This is a genomic window from Geodermatophilus obscurus, assembly GCF_900143215.1.
Taxonomy (GTDB): domain Bacteria; phylum Actinomycetota; class Actinomycetes; order Mycobacteriales; family Geodermatophilaceae; genus Geodermatophilus; species Geodermatophilus obscurus_A.
On the sequence record NZ_FRDM01000029.1, the window covers coordinates 40,290 to 49,104 of the forward strand.

Consider the following 8,815-nt stretch of genomic DNA (forward strand, 5'->3'; position numbering starts at 1 on the left):
AGGGTCGCGGGATTGACCGGCCGCCCCGCCGGGCAGGGGGCGTTCATGAGCGTCGTCAAGATCAACGCGATCACCGTGCCCAAGGACAAGCAGGAGCGGTTCGAGGAACGGTTCAAGGGTCGCGCCGGTGCGGTGGAGAGCACCCCGGGCTTCGAGTGGTTCGAGCTGCTGCGCCCCCTGGAGGGCACCGACCAGTACCTCGTCTACACCCGGTGGGAGAGCGAGGACGCCTACCGGGCGTGGGAGTCCGGACAGGACTTCGCACGGGCCCACGAGGGTGGCGGGTCCTCGCTCGCACCGGCGGCCAGCGACTCGCACCACCTGTGGTCCTACGAGGTGATCGAGAGCGCGGCGCCCGACCGGCCGTGACCGCCCGCGACGGTCGCCGCCGGGTGCAGAGGCGGCGGAGCTAGGGTGGGCGGGCGGTCCGGCAGCTGCCGGACCGCCCCTCGGATCCGCGCACGCCGCAGGTGGGAGCCATGACCGACACGCTCGCCGACAGCCGTACCTCTCCCCGGGTCTTCACCGAGGGTGTGCCGGTGGTCGTGGAGGACGTGCGCCGTCGTCCCGCCGCGGAGCGGAACGCGCTGCTGGCCGACCCCGGTTTCGGCCGGTACTTCACCGACTCGATGTTCGTCGCGCGCTACCGCGCCGGAGAGGGCTGGTACGACGCCCGGCTGACGCAGTACGGGCCGCTGCAGGTCGACCCCGCGACCGCCGCGCTGCACTACGCGCAGTCGATCTTCGAGGGGCTCAAGGCCTACGCCCAGCCAGACGGCAGCGTGGCCACCTTCCGGCCCGAAGCCAATGCCGCCCGCTTCGTCCGCGGCGCCAAGCGGCTGGCCATGCCGCCGGTGCCCGAGGAGGCCTTCCTCGCCGCCGTGGACGCGCTCGTCGAGACCGACCGCGACTGGGTGCCCACCGGCCCGGACCAGACCCTGTACCTGCGCCCCTACCAGCTGGCGACCGAGCCGTTCCTCGGCGTCCGCCCGGCGCACGAGTACGTGTTCCTGGTGATCGCCAGCCCGGCCGGCGCCTACTTCCCGCGCGGCGTCCACCCGGTGTCGGTGTACCTGTCGGAGGACTACATCCGCGCCGCGCCCGGCGGCACCGGCGACGTCAAGTGCGCCGGCAACTACGCCGCCAGCCTGCTGGCCCAGGAGCAGGCGATCGACGCCGGCTGCGACCAGGTCGTCTGGCTCGACGCGGTGGAGAAGCGCTACGTCGAGGAGATGGGCGGGATGAACCTGTTCTTCGTCCTCGGCTCCGGGGACGACGCCGAGCTGGTCACCCCCGAGCTCACCGGCACCCTGCTGCCCGGCATCACCCGCGACTCGCTGATCACCGTCGCCCGCGAGATGGGCCACCGGGTGACCGAGCGGAAGTTCAGCGTGGAGGAGTGGCGCTCCGGCGTCGCCGACGGCACCGTCACCGAGACCTTCGCCTGCGGCACCGCGGCGGTCATCACCCCGGTCGGTGAGGTGAAGGCGCGCACCGGCGACTTCACCGTCGGCAACGGCGAGCCCGGCCCGATCACCATGCGGCTGCGGGAGCACCTGCTCGACATCCAGCACGGCCGGGTGCCCGACACCCACGGCTGGCTGCACCGGGTCGCCTGAGCGGCCCGGACGCATCGACGTGCGCCGGTGGCGGGGGCTGGAGGCGACCCCCGGGGACCTGGGACGCACGGTGGTCACCGTCGGCATGTACGACGGCGTCCACCGCGGGCACCAGCAGCTGATCGGCACGGCCGTGGCGCGGGCCCGGGCGCTGGGCCGCCCGTGCCTGCTGCTCACCTTCGACCCGCACCCCTCCGAGGTGGTGCGCCCGGGCTCGCACCCGGCGATCCTGACCTCGCTGGACCGCAAGGCCGAGCTGGTCGCCGGGCTCGGCGTCGACGAGATGTGCGTGCTCCCGTTCACGCCGGAGTTCATGCGGCTCTCCCCGGAGACGTTCACCCACACCGTGCTCGTCGAGCACCTGCACGCCGCCTCGGTGGTGGTGGGGGAGAACTTCACCTACGGCCACCGCGCGGCGGGCACGGTCGCGACGCTCGCCCAGGAGGGCCGCCGGTTCGGGTTCACCGTGGAGCCGGTCCCGCTGGCCGGGGACTCCTCGGCCGACGGGGAGATCACCATCTCCTCGACCTACGTCCGGGCCTGCGTCGCCGCCGGTGACCTGGTCTCCGCGGCACGGGCGCTGGGCCGACCGCACCGCATCGAGGGCGTCGTCGTCCGGGGGGACCGGCGCGGCCGCGAGCTGGGCTACCCGACGGCGAACGTGGAGTCCCCGCCGTTCACCGCGATCCCCGCCGACGGCGTCTACGCCGGCGGGCTGGTCATCCTGGACCCTCGCACCGGGGCCAGCGTGAGCACCTCGCCCGCGGCGATCTCGGTCGGCACGAACCCGACGTTCCAGGGCACCCGGCGCACCGTCGAGGCGCACCTGCTCGACTTCGACGGCGACCTCTACGGGGAGCACGTCGGCGTGGAGTTCGTGCAGCGGCTGCGCCCGATGGCCGCGTTCTCCGGCGTCGGCGAGCTGGTCGCCCAGATGGACCACGACGTCGCCCGGACCCGCGAGGTCATGGGGGTCGACCGGCGGTCGTCGTGACGAGCGGGGCCGCGGTGTCGGCCGACCAGCCGACCCCGCTCCCGGCCGGCGTCCCCCCGGGTATCCAGCTGTCACGGACGGTGCTCCTGCCCTCGCTGGTAGTCTGATCGACGGTCGGTGGACCCGACCTGTGTGCAGCCTGCCCCCGTGAGAGAGACCGGGGGCCACACGTGACCTGCCCCGGAGGCAATCCATGGCGCTCGACAGCGCGACGAAGCAGCAGATCATGACCGAGTACGCGACGGTCGAGAAGGACACCGGTTCGCCCGAGGTGCAGGTCGCGATGCTGACCCGCCGGATCAGCGACCTGACCGAGCACCTCAAGCAGCACAAGCACGACCACCACAGCCGGCGGGGCCTGCTCCTGCTGGTCGGTCGTCGTCGCCGGCTGCTGAACTACCTGGCCAAGACCGACATCAACCGGTACCGGTCGCTCATCGAGCGGCTCGGCCTGCGCCGGTGAACCAGAGGGGACCGTCCCGGCCGGGACGGTCCCCTCTCTCGTGCGGCACCCGCCGCACGGGATCCAGGCCCCGCGCCGGGGCCCGACGCTGGTCGGTCCTCGGTAGTGGCCCCCGGGCATGCCCCTCCGCGTGAGGGGGAACGACTCCCGTGGGCTTCGATCGAAGACCGGTCACCCGGGCGCAGCCAGGCGCGAGGCCACGAAGAGGACGTCGCCGCATGCGACGTAGGAAGAGGACAGCGTGTCCGCACCCACCACCCAGCACAGCACCGCTGCTGCGGAGTTCGACCCCGAGGACGGGGTCACCACCGCCACCGCGGTCATCGACAACGGCAGCTTCGGCAGCCGCACCATCACCTTCGAGACCGGCCGGCTGGCCAAGCAGGCCGCCGGCTCCGTCGTCGTCACCACGGGCGACACCATGCTGCTGTCGGCCACCACGGCCGGCCGCCAGCCCAAGGAGCACTTCGACTTCTTCCCGCTGACGGTCGACGTCGAGGAGCGCATGTACGCCGCCGGGCGCATCCCCGGCTCGTTCTTCCGCCGCGAGGGCCGTCCCTCCGAGGACGCGATCCTCACCTGCCGGCTGATCGACCGCCCGCTGCGCCCGACCTTCGCCAAGGGGCTGCGCAACGAGGTCCAGGTGGTCATCACCGTCCTGTCGCTGGACCCCGACCACCTCTACGACGTGCTGGCCATCAACGGCGCCTCGGCGTCCACCCAGCTCTCCGGCCTGCCGTTCTCCGGCCCGGTCGGTGGCACCCGCGTCGCGCTGGTCAACGGCCAGTGGGTGGGCTTCCCGACCCACGCCGAGCTCGAGGACGCCGTCTTCGACATGGTCGTGGCCGGCCGCCTCCTCCCGGACGGCGACGTCGCGATCATGATGGTCGAGGCCGAGGCCACCGAGAAGACGATCGAGCTGGTCGCCGGCGGCGCCACCGCGCCGACCGAGGAGGTCGTCGCCCAGGGCCTCGAGGCCGCGAAGCCCTTCATCAAGGCGCTGTGCGAGGCGCAGTCGGCGCTGGCCGGGAAGGCCGCCAAGCCGGTCGCGGACTTCCCGCGCTTCCTGGACTACCAGGACGACGTCTACGCCGCGGTGGAGTCGCACGCCGGCGCCCGGCTGGCCGAGGTCCAGGCCATCGGCGGCAAGCAGGAGCGCAACGACGCCACCGACGAGCTCAAGGACGAGACCCTCGCGGCGCTCGCCGGCCAGTTCGAGGGCCGCGAGAAGGAGGTCTCCGCCGCCTTCCGCGCCGTCACCAAGAAGGTCGTCCGGCAGCGCATCCTGCGGGACAAGGTGCGCATCGACGGCCGTGGCCTCACCGACATCCGCCCGCTCTCGGCCGAGGTCGAGGTCCTCCCGCGGGTGCACGGCTCGGCGCTGTTCGAGCGCGGCGAGACCCAGATCCTGGGCGTCACCACGCTGAACATGCTCCGCATGGAGCAGCAGCTGGACACGCTGTCGCCGGTCAACCGCAAGCGCTACATGCACAACTACAACTTCCCGCCCTACTCGACCGGTGAGACCGGCCGCGTGGGCTCGCCCAAGCGCCGGGAGATCGGCCACGGCGCGCTGGCCGAGCGGGCGCTGCTCCCGGTGCTGCCCGACCGCGAGGAGTTCCCCTACGCGATCCGGCAGGTGTCCGAGGCGCTGGGCTCCAACGGCTCGACGTCCATGGGCTCGGTCTGCGCCTCCACCCTGGCGCTGCTCAACGCCGGCGTGCCGCTGCGCGCCCCGGTCGCCGGCATCGCCATGGGCCTGGTCTCCGACGAGGTCGACGGCAAGACCCAGTACGTCGCGCTGACCGACATCCTCGGTGCCGAGGACGCCTTCGGTGACATGGACTTCAAGGTCGCGGGCACGCGGGACTTCGTCACCGCGCTGCAGCTGGACACCAAGCTCGACGGCATCCCGTCCGACGTGCTGGCCCAGGCGCTGACCCAGGCTCGCGCGGCCCGGCTGCACATCCTCGACGTGATGAACGAGGCCATCGACGCCCCCGACGAGATGAGCCCGTACGCGCCGCGGGTCACCACGGTGCGCATCCCGGTCGACAAGATCGGTGCGGTCATCGGCCCCAAGGGCCAGATGATCAACGCGATCCAGGACGAGACCGGCGCGGACATCACCATCGAGGACGACGGCACGATCTACGTCGGCGCCTCCGACGGCCCCTCGGCCCAGGCCGCGGTCGACCGGATCAACGCCATCGCCAACCCGCAGATGCCCAAGGTCGGCGAGCGCTTCCTCGGCACCGTCGTCAAGACCACGCCGTTCGGCGCCTTCGTCTCCCTGCTCCCGGGCAAGGACGGCCTGGTGCACATCAGCAAGCTGGGTGGCGGCAAGCGGGTCGGCAAGGTCGAGGACGTCGTCAACGTCGGCGACAAGCTGCAGGTCGAGATCACCGACATCGACGCCCGCGGCAAGATCAGCCTCGTGCCGGTGGCGGCCGAGGGGGACGGCGCCGCTGACGCCGCCCCGGCCGGCGACGCGGCCCCGGCGGCCGACGCCGCGCCCGCGGAGGCGTGACCACGTCCACGCAGCAGGCCCTGACCGGGGCCGGCACGGGCGCCACCGCGCCCGTGCCGGCCCCGGTCGGTGTCGGGGAGACGCTCGTCCTGGACGTCGACGAGGTCGGCGGCCGGGTCGAGCGCACGGAACTGCCCGGCGGCCTGCGGGTGCTCACCGAGACGATGCCCGGGGTGCTGTCGGCGACCGTCGGCATCTGGGTCGGCGTCGGCTCGCGGGACGAGACCGACGCGGTCGCCGGCTCCTCGCACTTCCTGGAGCACCTGCTGTTCAAGGGGACCAGCAGCCGCAGCGCGCTGGAGATCGCGACGGCCATGGACGCCGTCGGGGGTGAGATGAACGCCTTCACCGCCAAGGAGCACACCTGCTACTACGCGAACGTGCTCGCCAGCGACCTGCCGCTGGCCGTCACCCTGCTCGGCGACCTGGTCACCGACGCGCTCAACACCGCCGCGGATCTGGAGAGCGAGCGGACGGTGGTGCTCGAGGAGATCGCCATGCGCGACGACGAGCCCTCCGACCTGGTGCACGACCTGTTCGCCGAGACGCTGTTCGGCGGCACCGCCCTGGGCCGGTCGGTGCTCGGCACCGTCGAGTCCATCGAGGGCCTGACCCGGGACGACGTCGACGGCTGGTACCGCCGGCGCTACACCGTCCCCTCGATCGTGGTCACCGCCGCAGGCCGGGTCGAGCACCAGCAGGTGCTGGACCTGGTCACTGCCGCGTTCGGCGACCGGCTGTCCGGCCCGGGACGTCCGGCCCCGCTGCGGCGGGGCGAGGAGGGCGGATCGACCTCACCCGCCCGCCCGGCGGGCCTGATCCGGCGGCGCACGGAGCAGACCCACGTGCTGCTGGGCTCGGTCGGCCTCGGCCGGCTCGACGAGCGGCGATACGCGGCGGCGGTCCTGGAGACCGCGGTCGGCGGGGGGATGAGCTCGCGGCTGTTCCAGGAGATCCGGGAGAAGCGCGGGCTGGTGTACAGCGTCGGCTCGTCGCTGTCGCACTACGCCGGGACCGGGTCGTTCTCCGTCTACGCGGGGTGCTCGCCCAAACGGGTGCCCGAGGTGCTGCGCCTGGTGCGCGAGGAGCTCGCCCGCGTCGCCGCCGACGGGCTCACCGCCGAGGAGGTGGCGCGCGGCCGCGGCCAGCTCAAGGGCGGGCTGGTCCTCGGGCTCGAGGACACCGGCTCCCGCATGAGCCGCCTGGGCAAGAGCGAGCTGTCCCACGGCGAGTACCTGCCGGTACGCGAGGTGCTCGCCCGGCTGGACGGCGTCGACGAGGGCCAGGTCCGCGCGGTCGCCGCCGACCTGCTCACCCGCGACACCTGTCTGGCCGTGGTCGGCCCCTACCGCGAGTCCGAGCTCGACCGCCTCTGATGGCCCGCACGCACCCCGTCCTCGCCGTCCACGGCGCGCTCTCGCGCGGCGCGTTCGCGGTGGCCGTCCTGGTGTCGCTGGCGGTGCTGTTCGCCCCCGCGGACGACGTCCCCTCGTCGCCGCCGGGGGTGGACAAGCTGGTGCACCTGCTGCTGTTCGCCGCTCTCGCGGCCAGCGGCAGGTGGGCCGGCGTCCGGGCCGGTGTCCTCGCCGGGATACTGGTCGTCTACGCCGCGGTGAGCGAGGTCGTCCAGGGCGTCTCGGCGCTGGAGCGGTCGGCGTCCGTGGCCGACTGGGTCGCCGACGTCGTCGGCGTCCTGGCCGGTCTGCTGGCGTGGGCCTGGGCCGGACGGCGCACCCGCGCCTGACCGAGGGGCTGCCTTGCATCGCGGGCCGGTGCCGGGAAGCCTGACCGCGTGACCACGAGCTCCGCCGCGTCCGACCAGCACGGACCCACCGCTCCCGCCGGGGAGACCCTGCTCATCCCCGTCGGCGTCCTGGGCGCCCGCGGGCGGATGGGCACCGAGGTGGTCAAGGCCGTCAACGCCGCGGACGACCTCGAGCTCGTCGCGATGGTCGATGCGGGGGACTGGCTGTTCGACGTCGCGAACGCCGGCGCCCAGGTGGTCGTCGACTTCACCCGGCCGGACGTCGTCATGGACAACATCCGGTTCTGCATCGACAACAACATCCACTGCGTCGTCGGGACGACCGGGTTCGATGACGAGAAGCTCGCCACGGTGGCCGAGTGGCTCCGGCCCAAGCCCGAGGTCGGCGTCGTCATCGCCCCCAACTTCGGCATCGGGGCCGTGCTGCTCATGAGGTTCGCCCAGGAGGCGGCGCGATTCTTCCCCTCGACGGAGATCGTCGAGCTGCACCACCCGAACAAGGTCGACGCGCCGTCGGGCACCGCGGTCCGGACCGCCCGCCTGGTGGCCGCCGCCCGTCGGGCGGCCGGCCTGCCGCCCTCGCCGGACGCCACCACCGACGCCTTGCCCGGCGCGCGCGGCGCCGACGTCGAGGGCGTGGCGGTGCACGCCGTCCGGCTGACCGGTCTGGTCGCCCACCAAGAGGTGCTCATGGGGGCGGCAGGGGAGACCCTGACCCTCCGGCACGACTCCTACGACCGGGCGTCGTTCATGCCCGGAGTCCTCCTCGCCGTGCGCGAGATCGGCCGGCGACCGGGCCTCACGGTGGGCATCGAGAGCCTCCTCGGCCTGTGAGCGAGGATCCTGCAGCGGGGAGGCGCCGTCCTCCGCACCGTCCGCACCTCCTCACCCTCCGCGGATCAGGGCGAGGGTCGGGGCGGTGCCGCCTGTGACGGGGGGCGCCTCGACCGGACTTGCGCACGGACGCCGGGAGTCGTGTATGGTTCTCTACGCGCTGGACGGGCTCGGGAGGGCCGCGGAGGAGCACCCCCGGGTGCAGGACTCCGAGGACGGCGTACAGTAGGACAAGCCGCCAGAGACGAAGCCCGAGAGGGTCCAGTCGCTGCGCGTCCGCTCCTTGAGAACTCAACAGCGTGCCGAAAGTCAGTGCCAAGTTTGAACCCCTTTTGTGGGTTTCTTTGGGTTGATTGACATCAAGAGTGCTAGCTCTTGGTTCTCGGCTCGGTATCGAATTCATCTACGGAGAGTTTGATCCTGGCTCAGGACGAACGCTGGCGGCGTGCTTAACACATGCAAGTCGAACGCTGAACCCGCTTCGGTGGGGGATGAGTGGCGAACGGGTGAGTAACACGTGGGCAACCTGCCCCCGGCTCTGGGATAACTCCAAGAAATTGGGGCTAATACCGGATGTTCACTGCTGGCCGCATGGTCGGTGGTGGAAAGG

General features: G+C 72.4%; 8 protein-coding genes and 1 rRNA gene. All 9 read left to right on the top strand.

Going from position 1 to position 8,815, the window contains the following annotated elements; all coding sequences use genetic code 11:
• Window positions 1-12: 12 nt before the first annotated feature.
• Window positions 13-369, top strand: coding sequence for an antibiotic biosynthesis monooxygenase family protein (locus BUB17_RS19555; RefSeq protein WP_244277386.1), 357 nt, complete (start codon window positions 13-15; stop codon window positions 367-369).
• Window positions 370-479: 110 nt separating this feature from the next.
• Complete coding sequence (locus BUB17_RS19560) at window positions 480-1,619, top strand: branched-chain amino acid aminotransferase (RefSeq protein WP_175561424.1); 1,140 nt, start codon at window positions 480-482, stop codon at window positions 1,617-1,619.
• A gap of 19 nt (window positions 1,620-1,638) precedes the next feature.
• On the top strand, window positions 1,639-2,613 hold the full coding sequence (locus tag BUB17_RS19565; protein ID WP_072920359.1) for a bifunctional riboflavin kinase/FAD synthetase: 975 nt from the start codon (window positions 1,639-1,641) through the stop codon (window positions 2,611-2,613).
• A 193-nt stretch (window positions 2,614-2,806) separates the two neighbouring features.
• Window positions 2,807-3,076: a 30S ribosomal protein S15 gene (rpsO, locus tag BUB17_RS19570; RefSeq protein ID WP_072920360.1), complete on the top strand. Its 270-nt coding sequence runs from the start codon at window positions 2,807-2,809 to the stop codon at window positions 3,074-3,076.
• 241 nt (window positions 3,077-3,317) lie between these two features.
• Window positions 3,318-5,606 carry a polyribonucleotide nucleotidyltransferase gene (locus BUB17_RS19575; RefSeq protein ID WP_072920361.1) on the top strand — a complete coding sequence of 763 codons (2,289 nt, stop codon included), beginning with the start codon at window positions 3,318-3,320 and terminating at the stop codon, window positions 5,604-5,606.
• Window positions 5,603-6,982, top strand: coding sequence for a M16 family metallopeptidase (locus BUB17_RS19580; protein WP_072920362.1), 1,380 nt, complete (start codon window positions 5,603-5,605; stop codon window positions 6,980-6,982). The genes BUB17_RS19575 and BUB17_RS19580 overlap by 4 nt, the downstream gene beginning before the upstream one ends.
• Window positions 6,982-7,350, top strand: coding sequence for a VanZ family protein (locus BUB17_RS19585; RefSeq protein ID WP_072920363.1), 369 nt, complete (start codon window positions 6,982-6,984; stop codon window positions 7,348-7,350). The genes BUB17_RS19580 and BUB17_RS19585 overlap by 1 nt, the downstream gene beginning before the upstream one ends.
• A gap of 48 nt (window positions 7,351-7,398) precedes the next feature.
• The gene (gene dapB, locus BUB17_RS19590; protein ID WP_208983499.1) at window positions 7,399-8,205 is read left to right on the top strand and encodes a 4-hydroxy-tetrahydrodipicolinate reductase; all 807 of its coding nucleotides are present in this window, start codon (window positions 7,399-7,401) and stop codon (window positions 8,203-8,205) included.
• A gap of 402 nt (window positions 8,206-8,607) precedes the next feature.
• A 16S ribosomal RNA gene (locus BUB17_RS19595) occupies window positions 8,608-8,815 on the top strand; the annotation flags it as partial.

Coding starts and splice junctions, on each gene's coding strand:
- BUB17_RS19560 (WP_175561424.1), top strand. CDS start 480: ATGACCGACACGCTCGCCGACAGCCGTACCTCTCCCCGGGTCTTCACC.
- rpsO (WP_072920360.1), top strand. CDS start 2,807: ATGGCGCTCGACAGCGCGACGAAGCAGCAGATCATGACCGAGTACGCG.
- BUB17_RS19585 (WP_072920363.1), top strand. CDS start 6,982: ATGGCCCGCACGCACCCCGTCCTCGCCGTCCACGGCGCGCTCTCGCGC.